Raw genomic sequence first — 22440 nt, 5'->3', positions numbered from 1 at the left:
TGATTTATTAACATCAATTTAACAAATTATTTTGCAGCTTTGAGCATCCCTGTACCCACGGGGATTTTTTATTTTTTTAGATGAGCAAGAAGAAAATACCATTTTTAAACCGCGAAATAAGCTGGTTGTATTTCAACGATCGTGTGTTACAAGAAGCGGCCGATGAAACCGTTCCACTCATCGAAAGGATTAAGTTTCTATCTATATTTTCTTCCAATCTGGAAGAGTTTTATCGAGTGCGGGTCGCAACAATGTCGCGGCTAACCAATTTAAACGATAAAGCAAAAGCGCTTTTGGGTTTCAATCCGAAGAAAATCCTCAATGAGATTAAAAATATCGTAGTGAAACAAGAGCGAAAGTTTGATCAGTTGTTTCAGGCTACGCTTATCAATGAGCTTGCACAAAATAGAATCTTTATTTTGAATGATACCCAGCTCAATGTGAGTAGAGGAGAGTTTGTGAAGAACCACTTTCGTGATAAAATTTTATCAAATCTGGTTCCAATCATGTTGGATATGGATAAACCTTTTCCAGAACTAAAAGATCGGTTTTTGTATTTCTTTGTGAAATTATCCAAAAAGGATACGAAAGTTAGAGAGAAGTATGCGCTAATCGAAATTCCGCCGAGTTTGCCACGTTTCCTGGTCTTGCCAGAAACCAACGACTTAAAGTTTATTATTCTTGCCGAAGATATTATCCGCTACTGCCTTGATGATATTTTCTATGTTTTTACTTACGATCATTTAGAAGCCTACTCTATTCAGCTAACAAGAGATGCTGAGTTGGATATAGATAAAAATATCGATGATAAGTTTATCGAAGACTTAAAAAGTAGTTTAGAGAAACGGAAAAAGGGTAAGCCAATGCGTTTATTGTACGATTCGGCAATGCCTTTGAACATGCTTACTGTTTTAGTAAACAAACTCAAACTCGATGCTGACAGTTTGATACCGGGCAATAGTTATCATAAATTTGGAGACTTTATCTCTTTTCCTAACGTTGGGAAGAAAGAATTAGAGTATGCGCCAAACGTACCCTTAAAGGTGCATGATTTGCCACGTACGCAGAGTGTTTTTAGTAGAATTGCTCGTCGTGATTACCTGGTAAATCTACCATATCAATCTTATGATTACATCATATTGTTTCTAAGGGAAGCGGCAATTGATCCTAAGGTTACTGAAATTCAAATCACGCTATATCGCCTTGCTGAAAACTCGAAGGTAATTAACGCCTTGATTAATGCGGCAAAGAACGGCAAATCAGTTTCTGTAGTATTGGAACTAAAGGCCCGGTTTGATGAACAAGCCAATATATTCTGGACATCAAGGTTGATGGAAGAAGGTGTAAAAGTTAATTATGGCTTAACAGATTATAAGGTTCATTCTAAAATTTGCCTGGTTAAAAGAATAGAAAAAGATAAGCCTGTTTATTATGCAAATTTAGCTACAGGAAATTTCAATGAGAAAACCGCTGGGTTATATTGCGATCACAGTATTTTCACAGCTAAAAAGGAAATTACAAATGATCTGGTAAAATTATTTGATGCGTTAAACAAAAGAACAGTAACCAAAGGATTTAAACATTTAATCGTTTCTCCGCTGGAAAGCCGCTCAAAGCTGATCAATTTTATCAATAGAGAAATAAGAAATGCCAAAGCGGGAAAACTGGCTTATATCATGCTAAAAGTGAATAGTTTGGCTGATGAAGGCATCATTTCAAAGCTATACGATGCCAGTAATGCTGGTGTTAAAATTCAACTCATTGTTCGGGGAATTTGTTGTTTAGTTCCTGGCGTTAAAGGCTTTAGTGAAAACATAACCGCTATCAGTATTATTGATAAGTTTTTAGAACATGCTAGAATTTACATTTTCAGTAATAATGGCAAAAATGATATGTACTTATCTTCTGCAGATTTAATGAGCAGAAACTTTGAGCATAGGGTAGAAGTAGGCTTTCCGGTTCTTGATCCCGAAGTAAAACAAGAAATTCAAGACATCATTGATCTTCAGTTGCAAGACAATACAAAATCACGACAAATTAACGCATCCAATAATAATAGATATCATAAAAATAGATTGAGCAAAAAGATTAGAGCTCAGGTTGATATTTATAACTACTTAAAAACCAAGCACCAATAATGTTAAGATATGCAGCTATAGATGTTGGCTCGAACGCAGTAAGATTGCTCATTGCCGACATCAGCAAAAGCGACGGGAAATATAAATATAAAAAGAACACTTTAATTAGAGTGCCCTTACGCTTGGGCGATGATGCTTTCTTGGATCATCATATTTCTGAAAGAAAAGCGGGAGATTTGGTAAAAACGATGTCAGCCTTTAAAAGTCTGATGGATGTTTATCACGTTTCCGAATATTTGGCCTGTGCTACATCAGCCATGCGTGAGGCTAGCAATGGACAGGATATCGTGAAAATGATTAAGGCACAAACGGACTTAAATCTCGAAATCATTGAAGGTCAGAGAGAAGCTAACATCATTTATGCCAACCATATAGAGGCCGATTTAGATGAAAATAAAACATATTTATACATTGACGTTGGTGGTGGAAGTACCGAATTATCGGTATTTGTAAAAGGCGTACCAGAAGCTTCACGTTCGTTTAATATTGGTACGATAAGAATGTTAGATAATCAGGATAAAGAAGAAACCTGGGACGAAATGAAAGAATGGGTGAAGGAGCATACCAAGAATTACAAACAGTTGGCAGCAATTGGTACTGGAGGTAATATTAATAAATTATTCAGAATGAGTGATGAAAAGGATGGTGCCCCGCTATCAATTCAAAAACTAAATGCACTTTACAATAAGTTAACAAGCTATTCTCTAAAAGAGCGTATACATGAATTGGGTTTAAATCCTGATCGTGCTGACGTAATTATTCCTGCAAGTGAAATTTATTTGACTTTAATGAAATGGACAGGTATTAAACAAATTTTTGTTCCAAAAGTGGGCATGGCCGATGGAATGATTAAACTGTTAATTGAGGAAAAACTTGATTAAGAGCGGAAACTTCCAGCGAAAGCAAGTTTAAAAAAATGCATCACTTCTTCATTAAAATCTTCTTTGGCGTAAATTCTTAAATGGTGATTATATTGTGAGGCTCCTGGTATTTTAGCGATTTTAACGAAACACAAATTATCATCGAAAGGCTTATTAAAAGGTAAAACGATATGAATAAAGTTTTTTCCAAATTGAGTGATGTAGGCAAAATCGAGTGTAGAATGTAAAGCAACCATCGATTTTTTTGCATGTAGCTGAACGATGCCAATCTCATTTATCTGCGCTATAAAAAAACGGAATAAACCTAAGGTATATTCCGTTTTTCCATTTAAAAAATCAGCTGGTTGACCAGACACTATTCTTCTAATAGTTTAGTGGCAGCCTCATCAGTAAAGAAAGTAAGCTTACCATCAATAGGATCAATGAGTTGAGATGGATATAAATCAAAATCCTTTTGTTCATCGCCAATTACATGTTTAATGGCTTCGGCTTTGTTTTCTCCAAAGACAAGGAAAGCTATGTTTTCGGCTTTATTAATTAAAGGGGCTGTAAAACTAACGCGATAAGTGTTTAGCTTTTCTACGAATACAGAAGCTATGTTTACTTCTTCATCCTTAACCAATGAAGTATGGGGGAAAATTGAGGCGGTATGCGCATCATCACCCATTCCCAATAAAATTAGATCAAAAACTAAATCTTCGCCTTTGAAATGATTATCGATTGCTTTTTTATATTCAATTGCAGCTTTCTCTGGAGCCAGTGTTGTATCAACATAAAAAATATGATCGTCTTCAATATTTAATGGATCGAGTAGTGCCTTTTTTGCCATTAACCCATTGTAATTTTCATCATTTGCCGGAACATTTCGCTCATCGCCAAAAAAGAAATATACTTTTTCCCAATCAATTCTATGTTCGCATTCTTTCGCCAGAAAATGATAAAGTGCTTTGGGTGAACTACCTCCGGTTAAAACAAAATTAAAACGATCATTTTCCTCAATAGAAACCTCAGCAATTTTGATAATGTAATCTGCTAAATCTTCAGTGAGTTCTTCAATCGTTTTATATATTAATAAATTCATATTGCTAAATATTAAACCTAATTGCGAGGCAAAAAGCAATCTCCATCACTTTAGTTGATTATTGCTTTTTGCCCAGCTATGAGGAGTTTTTACTCTTTATTTTTTAATGGTAAATTGAACCAATGGAAGCCATCTCTTGCAATAAGTGCCTCTGCTTCTTCTGGTCCCCAGCTATCGGCTGGATAGTTTGGAAAATTTATTGATTTTTTACTTTCCCAGGTGTTTAAAATTGGCATTACCAATTCCCAGGCAGCTTCTACCTGATCGCCACGCATAAACAACGTTTGATCACCCATCATGGTATCCAATAATAAAGTTTCATAAGCTTCCGGTGTGTCGCCCTCATAAGTTCCTTTATAGTCAAAAACCATATCAACAGGATTTAAAACCATATCCAAACCAGGTCTTTTCGCTTGCACCTGCATGCGAATACTCATTTCTGGTTGGATACTAATTACCAGGCGGTTTTGTTGCCAGCTTTCTGTTACATCAGAAGAGAAAATTTGATGAGGAACATCTCTAAACTGAATGGTAATAAGAGATGAAGTTTGATTTAACCGTTTTCCAGTTCTTAAATAAAATGGAATTCCCTGCCATCTCCAGTTATCAATATGGAATTTTACAGCGGCGAAGGTTTCTGTATTGGAGTGTGGATCTACACCTTTTTCCTGGCGATAGCCCGGAACCTCTTTACCTTCAACCCAACCTTTGCTGTATTGGCCACGTACAGTGTGGAAACGGATATCTTCAGCAGAGAACGGACGCATGGCTCTTAAAACCTCCACCTTACGGTTTCTAATTTCGTCGGCATCAAAGTTAATTGGCGCTTCCATGCCTATTAAGCACAACAACTGTAAAAGGTGATTTTGAATCATATCACGCAGAGCACCAGCACCTTCATAATAACCACCCCGATCGGCAACACCCAACTGTTCGGTAACCGAAATTTGAACGTGATCAATGTAAGATCTATTCCATAATGGTTCAAACAGTGCATTTGCAAACCTAAACGCCATCATGTTCTGCACCGTTTCTTTACCCAAATAATGATCAATGCGGTAGATTTGCTTTTCGGTGAAAATAGTACTTAATAATGCATTAAGTTCTTTTGCAGACTCTAAATCATGACCAAATGGCTTCTCAATTACGATACGGCTATTATCTTCATCCTCAGTAAGTTTATATTTTTGCAGGTATTCGGCAATAACAGGGAAAAAGTTTGGAGCCACGGCCAGGTAAAAAATCACCTGCGTATCTTTGCCATATTCTTTTTGGTATTTTTCTACTGCCGCTTTTAAATTCTCGAAGGTCTTAGGTTGAGCAAAATCTGTAGGACAATATCGAATGGTATCACCAAACGTATCCCATTTTTCTTTTTTAACTTTACCCGAGCGAGAAAATTCATTTACAGCTTCTTCTAGAGCGGTTTTGTAACTCTCATCGGTATACTCGGTTCTACCGGTGCCAATGATAGCAAATTGATCAGGCATGTAACCCTCAATAAATAAATTGTATAGCGCAGGTGCTAATTTTCTTTTATTTAAATCACCTGTACCACCAAATATTACAAATATTGTGGGGTTTAATGCGGTTTTGGTTTTCATTATATTTTTGGATTCTTAATCAAATTTATTACGATAATTTGTTCCAATCAGCATGGAATACGCCATCTTTATCTATACGTTCGAAGGTGTGAGCTCCGAAGAAATCTCTTTGTGCCTGTATTAAGTTCGAAGGCATTCGAGCAGTGGTAACGGTATCGAAATAGGTTAGGGTAGAGGCAAAAGCTGGAATTCCGATACCAGCGTTGATGCAGGCTGAAATGCTTTTACGAGTACCGGCAAGTGTAGATTTAATAATCTCCTGGATACCGCTATCACCGAACAAGTGTTCCAACGAATTATCTTTTTCGTAAGCCTGGTAAATATCTTCTAAAAATTTAGCACGGATAATACAACCCCCCCTCCAAATTTTCGCAATTTCCTGCAGTTGAAGATCGTATTGATATTCTTTAGAGGCTTGCACTAACAGGTGCATCCCTTGTGCATAAGCGCTAATCATAGAAAAATAAAAAGCATTTTCTAAATCATCAACAGTGATATCAATTTTGTTTTCTTTTTTACCAAAAGCATCCTCAAGTGAAACCCTTAATGCTTTAAATTTTGATAAATCGCGATTTGAAACTGCTTCATTGATGGTAGGCACCGGCAACTGAAGTTCCATTGAAACTTCTGAAGTCCATTTACCTGTTCCTTTTGAGCGGGCTTCATCTTTAATTTGATCTAATAAATCATTTTGTGTTTCTGTATCTTTAAACAAAAATATTTCTGCAGTAATTTCTAAAAGGAAAGATTGTAGTCTGCCTTCATTCCATTTCTTAAATACATTGTAAATTTCATTGTTAGAATAACCCATCCCGTTTTTAAGTACACCGTAAACTTCTGCTATAAGTTCCATGATAGCGTACTCAATGCCGTTGTGTACCATTTTTACAAAGTGACCGGAAGCACCTGGACCAATGTAAGTAACACACGGATCGCTACCTACTTTAGCAGCAACTGCGTCGAAAACGTCTTTAACCACGTTGTATGCTTGTTTATCTCCTCCAGGCATCATACTTGGTCCAAACCTTGCACCTTCTTCGCCACCAGAAATCCCCATTCCAAAGAAATGTAAACCATCTTTTTCCAATTCGTCAACGCGGCGGTTGGTATCTGTAAAGTGCGAATTTCCACTATCAATAATGATGTCGCCTTTACTCAACAAAGGTTTAAGTTCATTAATAACGCTATCCACAATTGGGCCGGCCGGCACTAACAAAATCAGGGTTCTTGGCGTTTGTAAACTATTGATAAAGGCTTTGATATCGTTAAATCCTTTAAGATTGTGCTCTTTTCCTTCATCTTCAAGTTTTGAGATCATCTTCTGATCTTTATCATAACCCGTAACGGAAAAACCTTTATCTGCCATGTTTAATAATAGGTTTCGGCCCATTGTGCCTAAACCTATCATCCCTAATTTGTAATTTTTAGAATCGTTATTTGACATTTCTTGCTCTTTTGCTTGTTACCCAAAATTAGGGTTTAGAAATTAATATTATTAATTGTGTTGTTATTTGATTGTAATAAAAAAACCAATTAGTGTATATTTTACACTTTGGGATTAACGGTAAATATATTGTATTTATCGGCCAATTTCCAAAGTTTGGCACCGCCTTTAATTCCATCTCTGTTGGTTACCAGTTTCATGTTTTCATCTAGCTTAAAGTCTATCTGTTTCGAGTTGCCTCCGCCGATATAAAGGAAATCATAATTGAATACCGTTTTATAAGTTTCGATTACTTTTTTAAGGCGTTTGTTCCAACGTTCGCCACCTATCTTTTCAAAAGCTTTGTTTCCGATATAATCGTCGTAATCTTCTTCTTTGTTTAACGGAAAGTGTGCAAGTTCCAAATGGGGTAAAAGCTCGCCATCAAACAGAAGGGCGGTTCCAAAGCCGGTTCCAACAGTGAACACAATTTCGAATCCTTTTCCCTCAACTACGCCCAAACCTTGTTGATCGGCATCATTTACCAACCTTACTGGTTTATCGAGAGCATCTGCTACACGTTGGGCCAAATCGACATCAGCCCATTTGTTTTTTGCCAGATTAGGTGCAGTTTTTACAATCCCATTTTTTACATAACCTGGAAAACCAATTGAAACCCTATTGAAAGTATTAGGGATAGGCTTAATTAACGCTTCAATACCGGATACAATATCTTTTGGTGTTGCACCTTCGGGAGTTTTACTTTTTAAATATTCTGATAGCATATTCCCATCCTCGTCTAGCAATACTGTTTTAATACTTGTACCGCCTATATCGATAGATAAGATATTGGATTGATCGTTATTTGTTTTTGTTGCCATGTTGCAATTATTTATACTAAAACTGATTGATGCAAATTAATAGAATCAAAAAACATAAAACGAATAGAAAGGTATTTAATTTAAAATAGTAGACTACTAAATATATAGATTTAGTAGAATATTATTATGTTTGTGGCGTTTAAAATTGAAACAGAACTTTCATATAATGGGCTTAAATTATCTTGCATTTGCAATTCCAGCTTTTTTTATTTTTGTATTTATAGAATATCAAATCGCTCAAAGGCAAAAAAGGGAGAAAATTTTTAGATATGAAAGTACCGTAGCTAACTTTAGTGTAGGTATAGCAGAGCGCCTATTAAATCTGTTTATTGCAGCTAGTTTTTATCAGGTATATGATTGGGTATATCGTAATTATGCTTTGTTTGATATTTCTACAAAATGGTACGTTTGGGTTTTACTACTGTTGGCGACAGATTTAGTTTGGTATTGGTACCATAGATTGGGGCATGAAATTAATTTTTTATGGGCTGCACATATTGTTCACCATCAAAGTGAAGAATTTAACCTTTCGGCAGCGGCGAGAATCACCACTTTTCAGGCAATTTTTAGAAATGTATTCTGGTGTATATTACCCTTCATAGGTTTTCAGCCTACTATGATCATTAGCATATTGTTGGTGCATGGGGCCTACTCATTTTTTACCCATACGCAAATGGTAGGGAAACTGGGTTGGTTAGAAAAGATTTTCATTACCCCATCGCTTCATGGAGTGCACCATGCAAGTGATGAAAAGTATTTGGATAAAAATTATGGTGATGTTTTCGTTTTTTGGGATAAACTTTTCGGTACTTTTCAGCAGGAGGAGGAGGCCCCAAAATACGGTCTCACGCACCCATTAAAAAGTTATAGTTTTTTGTGGCAACATTTTCATTACTACCTCGAGATAGGAGAGGCCTACAAGCAAGCAAATGGTTTAAGGGCAAAATGGGATGCACTCTTTGGTAGTCCTGCATTGATGGACCAAAATATCAGGCCAATTTTAGAAAAGAGATTTGAACAAAATAAGATTAAGAAAAACTCCAGGGTAAATTTTAGGCTTTACCTAAATATTCAATTAATTGTGGTTGTAGCCATGCTTACGGGGCTAACATTGTTTTTTAACGTTATTGATTCGTGGGGGAAAATCGCCATGTCATTTTTTATTTTGCTTACTTTAATTAATATTGGTGCGCTCCTGGAGCAACGAAGATGGATCTATTATCTTGAATGCTTTCGTTTGATTTTAATTCTGGCTTACTTGTTTTATAGCTTAAATATTTTCAGCTTCGTTATTTTGCCAATATTCGTACTTGTTATTCTAGAGAGAACAATTTCTTTAAGTAAAATTTACATTAAGTACGTTTTTGCTAGGTAAGAGCGTAGTGTTTGGTGTTTCTTTATCTTTCATTTACGCTGACATGAGAATGTTACATAGAATTTTTATTTTATTAAAAATGCTTTAATAGCATTTTAGTTATATTTAAATATTTTAATGTAACCAAATAATTACCGGTTTTTCTTTAGCGAAATCTTATTCGCAACTCATGCTGTTAATGTCTGTATATACAGCTTGAAGCTATTTTATCGTACGTTTCTTTCATCGTATGTTGAATTATCTTGGCGCTTCATTTTCTTTAATATAGAATTGCAGCAATTGAAAAAGATAATTATCTTCTGAAATTCGTTAATTGTTTTTAGTTTCGATTTGTTTTGTTAATTTTATTTATCGAAACCATTAATAATGGCAAAACGAACAATTCGTAATTTTATGAGCGTTTATTTTGTTTTCTTAATTGTTGCTTAACATATCCTTAATCTCGAAGGGCTTATTTTGCAGCTATTCCGAAAGCGTAACAAAACGAAAATTACTAATTAAAAAAGCTAATAACCGGATATAATATGAACAAACTTTTTACTAAAACTAGTTCCATGTTTTGGCATGGATCAAAAACTGTTGATGAAATCCCTAAGCATCTTCAGTATGATGAACAGAAGTCTTTTCTAGCAGTAGTAAGTCATCCCTTTTCATTTTATTTCAAAATTTTACTTATTGGGCTATTTCTTTCATCTACTCTGAGCCTGTTTGCGCAGCAGCCGGCACAACGCTTTGTAGTTAAAGGAAAAGTGCTCGATGATGGAGATGGACAGCCTTTAGTGGGTACAACCATAAGCGATGGCGCTAGAAAGGTATTGGGCGTAACAAACGATAATGGAGATTTTTCGGTTACGCTTCAAGGTACAGGAACCATTTCATTCAACATGGTTGGATATACGGTTGTAAGCAGAAGTATTTCTGGGAATTTGACTGGATTAACAATTAGACTGAAATCATCAAACAGCCAGTTAAATGAAGTGGTAGTAACTGCTCTAGGCATAAAACGAGAAGAAAAATCACTAGGTTATGCGGTTTCTAAATTAGATAGTACAGCATTCACCAATGCGGTATCAAGTAACTGGACGGATGCCTTATCGGGTAAAGTTGCTGGTTTAAATTTGGTTAGAAATAGCGGTCCTGCAGGTTCAAACAAAATAATTTTGCGTGGCGAGAATAATTTAACGGGAGATAATGAAGCATTAATTGTAATCGATGGTGTGGTTGCAAGTAGTTCGGCCAGGCGTACTGGTGGAACAGGCGGTGGCGTTTACGGTACATCAGGAGATATAATGCCGGCCGATTTTGGCAGTGGCTTAAACGATTTGAATCCCGATGATATTGAGAATGTTACTATCTTAAAAGGACCTGCGGCATCAGCATTATATGGTCAACGTGGTGCAAATGGGGCAATCATTATTACAACCAAATCTGCTGGCTTAAACCGAAAAAAAGTTAATATTTCATTTACATCAAATAGCGCATGGGAAGAAATAAACCGCAGTCCTGATAGGCAAACACAATACGGGGCAGGCGTTGCCGGAAATTCATACTTCTCTTATGCTGCAAGTGCTGATGGTGCAAACACAAGTGCAACAAGTTCTACATACGGGCCAGAGTTTGACCCAGGTATGATGTTTTTTCAGTATGATCCTGCGACCAAAAGTCAAGGGTTAACCAGAACTCCTTGGGTGGCTGCGCCTGATCCTGTCGATGCATTTTTTAAAACAGGTTTTGAATCATCCAACTCATTCAGTATAGACGGTACTTTTAAAAAAGTTGGTTTACGTTTATCAGCAAGTCATGGAAATAATGAGTGGATTGTACCCAATACAGGATTAGATAGAACAACAGTAGCCTTAAATGCAACAACCAACATCACTAAAAAATTAAATATTAATACTAAAATACAATACAGTAATCGCAATAGCGATAATTTGCCTGCAACAGGGTATGGTAATCAATCGTTAATGTATTGGTTTATGTTTGCACAACCTAACGTAAATATAGATTGGTATAAAGACTACTGGGCACCAGGTCAAGTTTTTAGACAGTTTACGAACTTAACCACAACTTTTCCTGAAGGGCCTTATGCAATTTCAGAACAATATTTAAATGGGCAGAGACGTAATGGTTGGTTAGGAAATATTCAAGCTACCTATAAATTTACTGATGAGCTTAGTCTGATGTTAAGAGCATCTGGCGATTTAAATAACGATGTTCGGGAAACCCGCCGTCCTTGGGATGCTGCCGGTAATAAATTTGCACAGGGTTCCTTCCGTGTAGCTGACATCCGTTCGTATGAAATAAGTGCTGACTTTTTATTAAGATATAATAAGAAGATTTCCAAAGATTTTCAAGTGACCGCTAGTGTAGGCGGTAGCCAAATGAGAAACCAATATAATAAATTAGAGAAAAGAGCCGATGGATTAATTATTCCAAATCTTTATGATTTAACAAATAATCAGAATCCAGTGGTATATGTTCCAGATACAGCACAATTTAGACTGAACAGTTTTTATGCGCTAGGCTCTTTAAGTTATAAGAATTATCTTTTCTTAGATATCACAGCCCGTCAAGATTGGAACAGTACTTTAGCTACTATCACCAGAACTGATAATGTTGGTTTTTTCTATCCATCAGCAAGTTTGGCTTTTATTGCTTCAGATTATTGGAAGCTGCCTAAGATGGTAAGCTTTGCCAAGTTAAGAGCTTCAATTGCACAAGTAGGTAGTGGAAGCACTGTTCCCTACAGAACCGCCTATAATTATTTGTATGCCAGCGACGGAATTTATCCGGATAGTGCGATGAACAATCCTCGTGTGTTGCCAAACCCTGATTTAAAACCGCTTATTACTACAACGGTTGAAGTGGGTATGGAAGTAAAACTATTTAATAATAGATTAAATTTTGATTTTGCTGCATACAGCGGGAATACTAAAAACCAAATACTCAGTAGAATTATCGACAAATCTACAGGTTACAACTTGCAGGTTATAAATATAGGTAGAGTAGATAATAAAGGTATAGAGTTGGCTATTAATGGAACACCATTGAAATCAAGAGTTTTTAAATGGGAAGTAAATGCAAATTTTTCGGCCAATAGAAATAAAATTAGAGAATTAGCAGATAGTTCGGTTGTATTACGCACAGGTGCCCTGGGTGGTGGCCAGGTAGTGGCTAATGTAGGCGGAAGCATGGGCGATATGTACGGAAGAGGTTATTTAAGATCTCCAGACGGTCAAATCGTCTTTAACCCGCAAACTGGTGTTGCCCTTGAGAATCCAAACTTATTGTATTTGGGTAATACGTTACCACAATTTAGATTTGGTTTCGGATCAAACATCTCCTACAAGAATTTAAGTTTGGGCGCTCTGTTCGATGCACAGTTAGGTGCAGTTGGGCATTCATTAACATTTTCTAGAATGGCATCATTGGGTAAGCATACTATCACTTTACCAGGAAGATACAACGGCGTTGTTGGCGACGGCGTTCTTTTGAATCCAGATGGTACTTATAGAAAAAATGATGTAGTGGCTACTGATATGAATGCTTATTACGAATCTCTATATGGTAGTGGCCAAGCGGAGGGAAGCGTTTTTAGAACCGATTATTTAAAATTCAGAGAGGCCAATTTAACTTATAATTTTGGTCAAAAAGTGCTTAAAGGTCTTGGCTTCACCAAACTAAGCTTAGGTGTTTATGGCCGTAACTTATTCATTTGGTCGCCTTGGCCTGCATTCGATCCAGAGTTTGGAACTTTAGCCGGATCAGATATTGTTCAGGGATTTGAAACTGGGCAGTTGCCTTCAACCCGTACTTTTGGCGCCCGTTTAGTTGTTGGACTTTAACTTTATTTATCATGAAAAATTATAAACTTAAAATAACATATACATTTTTGGCCATTATCGGTTTGGCGGTATCATCTTGTACAAAAGATTTTACGGAGGTAAATACCGATCCTATTGGCAAAAGTACAACAAGCGCAAACCAATTACTTGCGCCTGCGCTGGTAGGCGTATTAAATACTAATATGGTCAGAAACTGGAATTTCAACAACCAGTTAATGCAGGTTACCGTTGAGATTAATGATTCTGAAGGTAGGGTGTTTAGGTATGATGTACGCAGAACGCTTGCAGATTATACCTGGAACAATTGGTACCTATATCTTACTGATTTAAAAGATATCTACAATATTGCGAGCAAACCAGAATCACTTAATAAGTCATATCAAGGCATATCATTAGTAGCACAAACTTGGGTATATCAATTACTAACCGATACTTATGGCGATATTCCTTTCAGCCAGGCGAATATGGGGAAAGAAGGTAACGTACAACCTGCATTCGATAGGCAAAAAGATATTTATACTGCGATGTTTGCTCAATTGGAGCAAGCAAATCAACTTTTAAAAGAAGGAACTCCTATTGTTGCTACCAGTGATCCTGTTTTTCAGGGAGATGTTTCTAAATGGAGGAGGTTCTGCAATTCTTTATACTTACGGCTTTTATTAAGAGTATCGGCTAAAAGTGAGGTTTCAACAAGTGTAATTGCTAAGATTAAACAGATAGTAGATACTAATCCGGCAGAATACCCGATTATGCAAGACAATACGCATACCGCTAAAATACTATGGAATGGAACCAATAGCAGCACCGCAGTTTATTCATCGCCATTCATGGTAAATATACGTGCCGCCGACTTTAGAGGTATTCCTATCTGTGATTTCTTCTTAAGTAAATTAGTTAGTTGGGGTGATCCAAGAATGAATGGAAGTCTGGGAACAGGAAATGTTAATCGCTTTTGCATAGATCAAGCTCCAAATGGAGGTTTTGTAGGCGTTCCAAGTGGTTACGCACCTGGTTCTGGTGTTACTGTTTTATCACATTTTAATTCAGATGCTGATTCGAATAAACCAACATTACAAACCGATCGATTTACAGGAATTATCATGAACACGGCGGAAGTTGATTTCATTTTAGCAGAAGCAGCTGCAAAAGGGTGGATTAGCGGGCCTACTGAAAAATATTACTATAAAGGAATGGTTGATGCCATTAACTATTGGCTGCCAAACTACATCAGTACCCCAACTGATAGTAGATTTATCGATTATATCACGGCTGCCGATTTGGAATGGGACCCAACATTGCCTCTAGATAATACAACTCTAGGCAATACGAGCCAGCTGGAAATGATCCACATTCAAAAATATTATGCTTTGTTTTTGGTAGATATGCAACAATGGTTTGAGTTTAGAAGAACTGGCCATCCGATTCTACCTAAGGGACCAGGTTTAGTAAATAACCAAAAAATGCCAGCCAGGTTAAATTATCCGTTGGTTACCCAATCTACAAACCCAACAAGCTATAGTAATGCAATAGCCATACAGGGACCTGATGATATTAATACGTTAATGTGGTGGCAAAAGCCATAATCATAAAAAATTCATTTGAAAATTATGAAAAAGATATTAAAAAATGCGCTGTATGCATTAGTTTGCATGGCCTTTATAATAAGTTGCAAAAGAGATTCCGATTACGTAATTTCTACTCCAAGTTCTTTTATTCCGAACTTCGATTTGCGGAAGATATATACTAACGCTGAGGTAAGTTTAAACCTCGAAAATATGCGTGGAGCAAGTATGGTTAAGGGTCAGGTAATCTCCGATCATTCCACTAGAAATTTACCTGCAGGTTTGCTAATTATTCAAAATACCAGAATTGTTGGAGGGGCAGATTCTTTAAGAGGAATAGCCATTAATATTGGTGCCGATGCGGCTAAATATGTTCCAGGAGATTCAGTTCACGTTAAAATTGATGGCGGTGTTTTAAAGCGTGTAAATGGCTCATTGCAAATTACCGGAAAATCGGGTGCAGATGTAACTAAAATCGCTTCAGGAAAAACGTTGTTCAATACGCGTGGATTTGGAAACTTAATCACCACTTATCCTGATCGGTATGACTGTACTTTACTTACCATCTACAAATGTACTTTTAACCCTACTTTATCAAGTTCTGAAACGCTGTCAGGTGAAAAGACAATTAATGATGGTACCGCAGATTTGACACTAGCAACCGATCCAAGCGCAACATTTGCGAATGTAAAACCGCCCTATTCTGGCAATTATAGGGGTATTATCATTAATAAAATGGTTAATGATAAGATCGTTCCACAACATCGTTTGATCAATCCTAATGACATAAGCCCTTTAAGTTCAACTGTAGATGCGCCCGAGTGTATCATTAGTGGTTTCATCAGCGATGTTAACGGAGGCGATGGTAACAATGAATATGTCCAACTTCGGGCAACTAAAGATATTAATTTTGCAGTTACACCTTTCTCGTTAGTGGTAAGTAATAATGCTGGTGCATCTGTTCCTACTGGTGTGCCGGCACAAGGTTGGGCAACTGGGCAACAAAGAACTTACAAAATTAATCTTACATCTGGAACAGTTGTTAAAGGAGAATTCTTTTATGTGGGCGGTATTAATAAACTTATAAATGGTGCGAATTCAACTTCTATTGCATCTTCAAAATGGATAAGAGCTTTAGATTATAATAAGGTAAGCGATAGATTCAATTCATCAAGCACCGTAACAGGTAATGCAACCACTGGACTATTTGCAAACAGTGGAAACGCATTTGGTATGGCATTGTTTAGAGGAATTGAAGTTACCCAAGCCACCGCACCTATTGATGTGTTATGGGTTCATAGTGGTGGAAGTTTGTATCAAATTGGCGCAGCGCCAAATTATGGTGCTGGTTATAGAATTGGAAACACAGATATTTACGATATCATCAACCCACAAACCTTAGTGCCTCAACCGTATTACAGAGCAGGAACAAACACTCAATCTTTAACTTATGCATTGCCAGCAGATGCAGGTTACTTCTACGTGTTGGGTGGTGCTTATGATACAAAATTGAATAAGTGGGTAAAAGCACGTACACAAACCACAATTATTTTAAGCAAAACTTCTACTATAGCTGAAATAGAAGGCGCAAATGCCACTGAGATTAGGTAGCTGATTTATATAACCTAAAATGAAAGTTGAAATGTTAGGAGAAAATTCAAAGAAATTTTCTCCTAACATTTTAAAACGAAGCAACTTCAAATTCTAAATATCTCCCATAAATTATCAAATCACCAATACATATTCATCCTAAATGAACAGAAGATCGTTTATCCAAAAAACTGGATTACTTACCACAACCTTATTTGTAAGCTTAAAATCATACTCAGCTTTTTCTCTTTTAGATATTGATAATAAAATTAGCGGCAGGGTAACCGCTAAAGGGAAAGGTATTGCAAACGTGGTGGTATCAGATGGTTTTAATGTAATCCAAACTGACAAAAATGGCAAGTATACTATCGAGGTAAATCCTTTAGCAAAGTTTATTTGGATTAGCACACCATCTGGTTATGAATTTACCACCGATAGCCATTTGGCAAAATATTATGAACAGCTTGATGCCAAAACAGATTTAAATTTTGAGTTGAAGGCGATGAAACAAGATGATAATCGCCATAATTTTATTATTTGGGCCGATCCGCAGGTAAAGAATAAAAAAGATGTCGAGAAAATGATGACAACATCGGTTCCTGATACTAAAAAGGTAATTCAATCGATGGGAAACATTCCGATACATGGAATAACCGTTGGCGACATTGTTTGGGATAACCATGAATTATTTGTCGATTATAATCAAGCAGTGAAAGAAATGGGTATTCCATTTTTTCAATGTTTAGGTAACCATGATATGGACTACAGACTGGGTGGCGATGAAACTTCGGATAAGACATTTCAAGAGCATTACGGACCAACTTATTACTCTTTCAATCGCGGAAAAGCACACTATGTAGTAATGGATGATGTGCGTTATCTAGGAGAAGAACGCAAATATGACGGCTATATCTCTCAAGCTCAATTAGATTGGTTGGCGAAAGATTTAAAGTTCGTAGATAAAGATACGCTGGTTATCGTCAATTTGCATATTCCAGTGCATAATTCGGTGAAAAACAATACAGATTTATATGCGGTTTTAAATGGTTTTACCAATGTTCACATCATGTCTGGCCATACACATTATATGCGTAATGTTATTACCGATGGAATTTTCGAACACAATCATGGTGCAGTTTGTGGTGCATGGTGGACTGGGCCAGTTTGCGAAGATGGAACACCAAGAGGTTACGGCGTTTACGAAGTAGATGGAAAAAATTTAAAGTGGTATTATAAATCAACAGGTTTAGATAAAAAGGAGCAAGTACATATTTATGTGGATGAATTGACCAATCAAAAAAGATTGATCGCCAATGTATGGAATTGGGATCCGAAATGGAAGGTGGAGTATTTTCTGGATGGGAAAGCAATGGGAGAGATGGAGAACCAAAAAGGTTATGATCCACAAACGGTAACTTTATACAAAGGTGCAACGCTACCTGCAGGCAGAACTTTTCCCGAACCTCATTCTACCGAACATCTATTTCTTGCTCATTTTCCACCAGCTGTAAAAGCAGTAAAGGTGGTAGCAACAGATCGCTTCGGCGAAAAATTCGAAGCTGAATTCAAAGCTTAAACCTAGAAGGCAGATAAATTATAGCATTCAAAATAATTAATATGAAGTTTAAAGTAGCAGTATCATTTTTTTGCGGCGCAACCTTAATAGCGTCAGTAGGATTTTCTCAGCAAGCTAAATTTCCGGTATTTAGCGCAGAAGCGCACCGGGGAGGTCGCGGCCTTTACCCTGAAAACACCATTACAGCTATGTTGCAAACCATGAAAATTGATGGAATAACCACTTTAGAGATGGATACGCACATTACTAAAGATGGCAAGGTGGTGGTCACGCATGACGATTATTTAAGTCCGGCGTTTATGCTTACGCCTGAAGGGAACGAGATTCCTGTTACAGATGCGAAAAAATATCCTGTTTTCGGAATGAATTATGATGAGCTACGAAAATTCGATCTTGGAACCAAATATTTTGATCAGTTTCCAAAGCAGCAAAAATCAAAGCAATATATTCCATTATTAAATAGTTTGATCGATTCTGTTCAAGCCGAAATCAAGAAAAACAAAAGCAAGCAATTTTTCTACAATATCGAAACAAAATGTAGTGAAAAAGGAGATCGAGTGACCAATCCAGAGCCTGAGGTTTTTGTTAAACTATTAATGGATGTTATTGAGAAAAAGAAAATCATGCCTTATGTGGTGATTCAATCTTTCGACAAAAGAACGATTCAGATCATTAATAAAAAATATCCGAAGGTGAAGACTTCATTTCTGGTAGCCAATAAAAAAAGTTACGAAGAAAATATAGCTGATTTAGGTTATAAACCGTTTATCTTGAGTCCGGTATGGCAAATGGTTAACGAAGAAATGGTTGCGAAGGCACATGCTGATGGCGTTAAAATTGTGCCATGGACAGCCAATACAGCAGAAGATATTAAAAAGTTGAAAGCTCTTAAAGTTGATGGAATTATTTCTGATTATCCAGATATTTTAGTGCAGACAAAGTTGTAGCCTCAAGCCTTTAAAAATCATTCACTATGAGAAAAAACTATCTTACATTATTAGTTATCATCATTATAATCGCTCTACAAGTGTTTAATGTTGCCAATGCCCAAAGCGTTAAATGGGACAGTACTTATCGGCCGGGCAAATATGTAGAAATTGTAAACCGGTTTAAAGCAGATAGCAAATCAAAGAAAGATTTTGTGTTTTTGGGCAATAGCATCACAGCTGGAACCGATTGGGCAAAACTGTTAGATCTGCCTCAAGCAAAAAACAGAGGTATATCAGGTGACATCACCTTCGGTGTGTTAGAGCGGCTGCAAGATGTTATAGATGGTAAACCAGCAAAAATCTTTATTCTTATTGGAATAAATGATATTTCGAGAAATATCCCAGATAGCGTGATTTTAAGAAATTATAAAACAATGATTTCGCGAATTAGACAAGGATCGAAAAGAACTCAAATTTATTTTAATACACTGCTACCTGTAAATAGCTCTTTTGCCAAATTCAAAAATCATTATGGTAAAGATGACCACATTCTCTGGTTAAATGAGGAAATTAAAAAGCTTAGCGCTAAAAATGTAACGATTATTGATTTGTATTCAAATTTTACGGATCAAGATAAACATTTACGTGCCGAACTGACTAAAGATGGACTTCATTTGATACCAGAAGGTTATAAGGTATGGGCAGACTTTTTGAAAAATACAGGCTACCTCAATTAATGAGATTTCGATCTTCACGGAAACGAAAAAAGCGTCCAAATTAATTGGACGCTTTTCCTATTTATCGAATATTTTCTTAATTCTTAACCTTGTGTAGGAGGATTTGAAACCACTGGCGCTTTATCTCTTTTGCCTTTGCCCATTCCTTTTCTCATTCTGTCACCTTTCTCTCTCGCTTCCGATCTCATGGCTTCCATTTTGGTTTTTTGTTCTGCTGTTAAAATGCCATCTATTTTGGCTTTCTGAGCTTGCATCGCTTCCTTGCGTTCTTTCATCTTGCCTTTCATATCACCTTGATCAGCAGATCTCCATGTCTCTACCTTTTTAGCATTCTCTAGCTCAACGGCATAAATTTTAGTTTTCTGATCAGCAGTTAAGCTTAATTCTTTTTCTAACCTAGCTGTTGCCTTTTCAGCCCGCTGCTCTGCGGTCATTTTCGGCATTTGTCTTCTGGCTCTTTTTGTACTGTCTTGAGCAAATGCAGCAGTGAAACCCATTACTGCGATTGCTATTGTTAAAATTGCTTTTTTCATGTCTATGTTTTTTTATGTGTTTGTTTTCTAATAGATATGAAATAAGGCAAACGGTTTAATCGCGATAAGTTAAAAAGTGTTAATTTTTATTAAGCTGGGAAATGGATTTTTGCATTTGCGACATCATTTGGGTTAAGGTTTCCATTGTTGGATCTGGAGTTGGTTCAGGCAATGAAGTCGAAATATAGGCTTTTGCTTTCCAAATTTCCAAAATATCATCAGCCGCAATGGTATAAGGGTCGTATACTTTATTATCTGAAATCAACTTTAAATCTTTGTTTTCTTTGAATCGGTTACCAGCTCTTTTTGTAAACTACGCCTTCGTTCTTACTGATCACTATGTACGTTTCTCCAGTTTTAACTTCGTTCCAATTATCCAAATACTCACCAATGATTACACTACCAGGTTGAACAGGCAACATACTATCGCCCATAATTTCAAAAGCACGAAAGGTACCTTGCCTTAATGCTGGGAGCGGCAGTTGAAATTTTGGAAGATCGCTAATATATTGAGGATCTGAAAATCCATTTAGGTAGCCTGCGCTTGCTTTCACAGGAACCAGTTCTATATTCTCTCTGTCGTTTTGATCGACAGAAATACTCAGCACTCTCAAGTTTGATCCAGAGCTTTTCGGTTTTGGTTTCCAGCTGTCACTTATCTTTTCATTGATAAATTCATCGATAGTAAGATCGAAATACTCTGCTATTTTTTTTAGTAAATCGTATTTTGGTTCCGCTCGGTCTTCCTCGTATGCACCGATAAGCGAACGCTTAATCTCCATAACATCTGCGAAATTTTGCTGTGTATGGCCTTTTTTCTTCCTGAGGTACTTTAAATTATTTGAAATATTCGACATAAAAATAAATTTTAAAATAAATTTGGAATTACTAAAATAGTTAGTAATTTTATGCTCATAAAGTTAGTAATATTATTTTGAATTGCAAGAAGGTATACTAAATAGTTTAGTTTTAATGTTTAAATCTATTATAATGAAAAAGTTTGTTTACATCGTTACCGACAGAAACCGTACAAGCATGCACGTAGGCATGAGTTCTGATTTGATTAAGACATTGGATTTTTACAAGCAGATGCCGAACTTATTTTTCGATAATGGAAAACAGTTAACGCGTTTAGTTTATTTTGAAGAGTTTAAAACTGAGCCACAGGCATTAGCTCGTTTTAAGGTGATCAGCCGTTTTACCCGCATGCAAAAAGAAAGATTGGTGAGATCTTGTAATCCGGATTGGATTGATTTAACAATTGGTTTAGATTTCGAAAATATTTTGTTGCACAGAAATATGACTAACCAGGTTAAACTAGCATTTACTAGTTTATCTTAACAATTATCAAGTTTAGACTAGTTTAATGTCCAAAATTAAGATTTTTTTAGATGATTACTGTTTGATCTTTTTGAGAAAAATATTTTCCAAATCTTTGATGTTTTTAAAATAGGTTGCTTTATCAGCAAATGCATTTGGATTATAAGCAGCTCCAGGTTTATGTTTTTCATGAAGATTGAACTGACTGGCATGGGAGGCTACCCATAAATCGAAATCGATGTTTTTCATTGCTTCAAAAGTTTTGGCATAATCGTTTTGAATGCCCAGATAATCTTTTACTTCAGAAAATTTTCTATCAATGATGATGGATGGAAGATTTGCTATTAATACCCTGTAAGTTTTTTTATCATCATTTGTGTTGAAAATGAAACTACATGAACCCTTTGTATGCCCAGGATGATGCAGCATAGTCAAGGTAGTATTGCCTAAAGTTAATTTTTCATTATTCTTGAGAAGATGATCCGGTTTGATGGGTTTAAAAGTTACCCCATATTTACCGATTTCGTAATCTGATTTGCCTCCCGAAATAATGGCAGCAGCATCTTTTTCATCAACATAAAGCTTAGCGCCTGTTTCACCTTTGATGTCAGCCATTGCACCCAGATGGTCAAAATGTGCTTGAGTGAGTAATAAGATTTTCGTTGCTTTATAATCAAACCCTAGTTTTTTGATATTTTCCTTAATTATCGGAAGCGAATTGGCCAAACCCGTGTTGATTAAAATGTTACCCTTGTTGGTCACAATTAAATAGGAGGCAAGATCGTAAGTACCTACATAATATAGATTTCCCGCAATTCTAAACGGTTCTGTTTTTTCAGACCACTCTTTAGGATTATTTTTCGGCTCGTTTACTTTTTGTCCAAAGATTGATCCGCTGAAAAATAATGCAGCGATTAATACGATATACTTAACAGCAGAAATCATTTCAAACTCTTTTAATA

General features: G+C 36.4%; 17 protein-coding genes and 1 pseudogene. 10 read left to right on the top strand and 8 right to left on the bottom strand.

Annotated features, from left to right (window positions below):
• Positions 1-80 precede the first annotated feature (80 nt).
• Both ppk1 and ACZZZC_RS13385 read left to right on the top strand, forming a co-directional pair.
• Positions 81-2138, top strand: a complete 2058-nt coding sequence (ppk1, locus tag ACZZZC_RS13390; RefSeq protein WP_463482489.1) for a polyphosphate kinase 1 — start codon at positions 81-83, stop codon at positions 2136-2138.
• Complete coding sequence (locus tag ACZZZC_RS13385; protein ID WP_463482488.1) at positions 2138-3019, top strand: Ppx/GppA phosphatase family protein; 882 nt, start codon at positions 2138-2140, stop codon at positions 3017-3019. Before ppk1 ends, ACZZZC_RS13385 begins: the two co-directional genes overlap by 1 nt.
• Here ACZZZC_RS13385 and ACZZZC_RS13380 read toward each other — a convergent pair.
• The 5 genes from ACZZZC_RS13380 to ACZZZC_RS13360 all read right to left on the bottom strand — a co-directional run bounded on the left by ACZZZC_RS13380 (position 3016) and on the right by ACZZZC_RS13360 (position 8008).
• Complete coding sequence (locus ACZZZC_RS13380; RefSeq protein WP_463482487.1) at positions 3016-3375, bottom strand: DUF5655 domain-containing protein; 360 nt, start codon at positions 3373-3375, stop codon at positions 3016-3018. The genes ACZZZC_RS13385 and ACZZZC_RS13380 overlap by 4 nt on opposite strands.
• A complete protein-coding gene (gene pgl / locus ACZZZC_RS13375) occupies positions 3375-4100 on the bottom strand; it encodes a 6-phosphogluconolactonase (RefSeq protein WP_463482486.1) in 726 nt (241 codons plus the stop codon). The genes ACZZZC_RS13380 and pgl overlap by 1 nt, the downstream gene beginning before the upstream one ends.
• An 89-nt stretch (positions 4101-4189) precedes the next feature.
• The gene (gene zwf / locus ACZZZC_RS13370; protein ID WP_463482485.1) at positions 4190-5704 is read right to left on the bottom strand and encodes a glucose-6-phosphate dehydrogenase; all 1515 of its coding nucleotides are present in this window, start codon (positions 5702-5704) and stop codon (positions 4190-4192) included.
• 28 nt (positions 5705-5732) lie between these two features.
• On the bottom strand, positions 5733-7148 hold the full coding sequence (gene gndA, locus ACZZZC_RS13365; RefSeq protein ID WP_463482484.1) for an NADP-dependent phosphogluconate dehydrogenase: 1416 nt from the start codon (positions 7146-7148) through the stop codon (positions 5733-5735).
• A 101-nt stretch (positions 7149-7249) separates the two neighbouring features.
• The gene (locus ACZZZC_RS13360; protein WP_463482483.1) at positions 7250-8008 is read right to left on the bottom strand and encodes an ROK family protein; all 759 of its coding nucleotides are present in this window, start codon (positions 8006-8008) and stop codon (positions 7250-7252) included.
• Between the two features lie 145 nt (positions 8009-8153).
• Here ACZZZC_RS13360 and ACZZZC_RS13355 point away from each other — a divergent pair, with 145 nt between their 5' ends.
• The 7 genes from ACZZZC_RS13355 (at position 8154) to ACZZZC_RS13325 (ending at position 19625) form a co-directional block, all read left to right on the top strand.
• Positions 8154-9383 carry a sterol desaturase family protein gene (locus ACZZZC_RS13355; RefSeq protein ID WP_463482482.1) on the top strand — a complete coding sequence of 410 codons (1230 nt, stop codon included), beginning with the start codon at positions 8154-8156 and terminating at the stop codon, positions 9381-9383.
• A 524-nt stretch (positions 9384-9907) separates the two neighbouring features.
• Positions 9908-13231: a SusC/RagA family TonB-linked outer membrane protein gene (locus ACZZZC_RS13350; protein ID WP_463487401.1), complete on the top strand. Its 3324-nt coding sequence runs from the start codon at positions 9908-9910 to the stop codon at positions 13229-13231.
• Positions 13232-13242: 11 nt separating this feature from the next.
• The gene (locus ACZZZC_RS13345) at positions 13243-14814 is read left to right on the top strand and encodes a SusD/RagB family nutrient-binding outer membrane lipoprotein (RefSeq protein ID WP_463487400.1); all 1572 of its coding nucleotides are present in this window, start codon (positions 13243-13245) and stop codon (positions 14812-14814) included.
• Between the two features lie 24 nt (positions 14815-14838).
• The gene (locus tag ACZZZC_RS13340) at positions 14839-16404 is read left to right on the top strand and encodes a DUF5689 domain-containing protein (protein ID WP_463482479.1); all 1566 of its coding nucleotides are present in this window, start codon (positions 14839-14841) and stop codon (positions 16402-16404) included.
• 142 nt (positions 16405-16546) lie between these two features.
• The gene (locus ACZZZC_RS13335) at positions 16547-17959 is read left to right on the top strand and encodes a calcineurin-like phosphoesterase C-terminal domain-containing protein (protein WP_463487399.1); all 1413 of its coding nucleotides are present in this window, start codon (positions 16547-16549) and stop codon (positions 17957-17959) included.
• A gap of 41 nt (positions 17960-18000) precedes the next feature.
• On the top strand, positions 18001-18906 hold the full coding sequence (locus ACZZZC_RS13330; protein WP_463487398.1) for a glycerophosphodiester phosphodiesterase family protein: 906 nt from the start codon (positions 18001-18003) through the stop codon (positions 18904-18906).
• A gap of 26 nt (positions 18907-18932) precedes the next feature.
• Positions 18933-19625, top strand: a complete 693-nt coding sequence (locus ACZZZC_RS13325; protein ID WP_463482476.1) for a GDSL-type esterase/lipase family protein — start codon at positions 18933-18935, stop codon at positions 19623-19625.
• Between the two features lie 83 nt (positions 19626-19708).
• Here the strand turns inward: ACZZZC_RS13325 and ACZZZC_RS13320 are convergent, their stop codons facing one another.
• Complete coding sequence (locus ACZZZC_RS13320) at positions 19709-20158, bottom strand: hypothetical protein (RefSeq protein ID WP_463482475.1); 450 nt, start codon at positions 20156-20158, stop codon at positions 19709-19711.
• A 79-nt stretch (positions 20159-20237) separates the two neighbouring features.
• A pseudogene (locus ACZZZC_RS13315) lies at positions 20238-21015 on the bottom strand (helix-turn-helix domain-containing protein).
• Positions 21016-21148: 133 nt separating this feature from the next.
• Between ACZZZC_RS13315 and ACZZZC_RS13310 the strand changes: the two are divergent.
• On the top strand, positions 21149-21499 hold the full coding sequence (locus tag ACZZZC_RS13310; RefSeq protein ID WP_056849298.1) for a GIY-YIG nuclease family protein: 351 nt from the start codon (positions 21149-21151) through the stop codon (positions 21497-21499).
• A 54-nt stretch (positions 21500-21553) separates the two neighbouring features.
• On the opposite strand, the gene bla is transcribed toward ACZZZC_RS13310, so the two are convergent.
• Entirely contained in the window at positions 21554-22423 is an 870-nt protein-coding gene (bla, locus tag ACZZZC_RS13305; protein ID WP_463487397.1) for a subclass B3 metallo-beta-lactamase, read from the bottom strand.
• Positions 22424-22440 lie beyond the last annotated feature (17 nt).

This window comes from Pedobacter sp. AC212, from assembly GCF_979258625.1.
The sequence above is the reverse complement of the archived record's forward strand: the minus strand, read 5'-3'. Positions and strand labels throughout refer to the sequence as shown.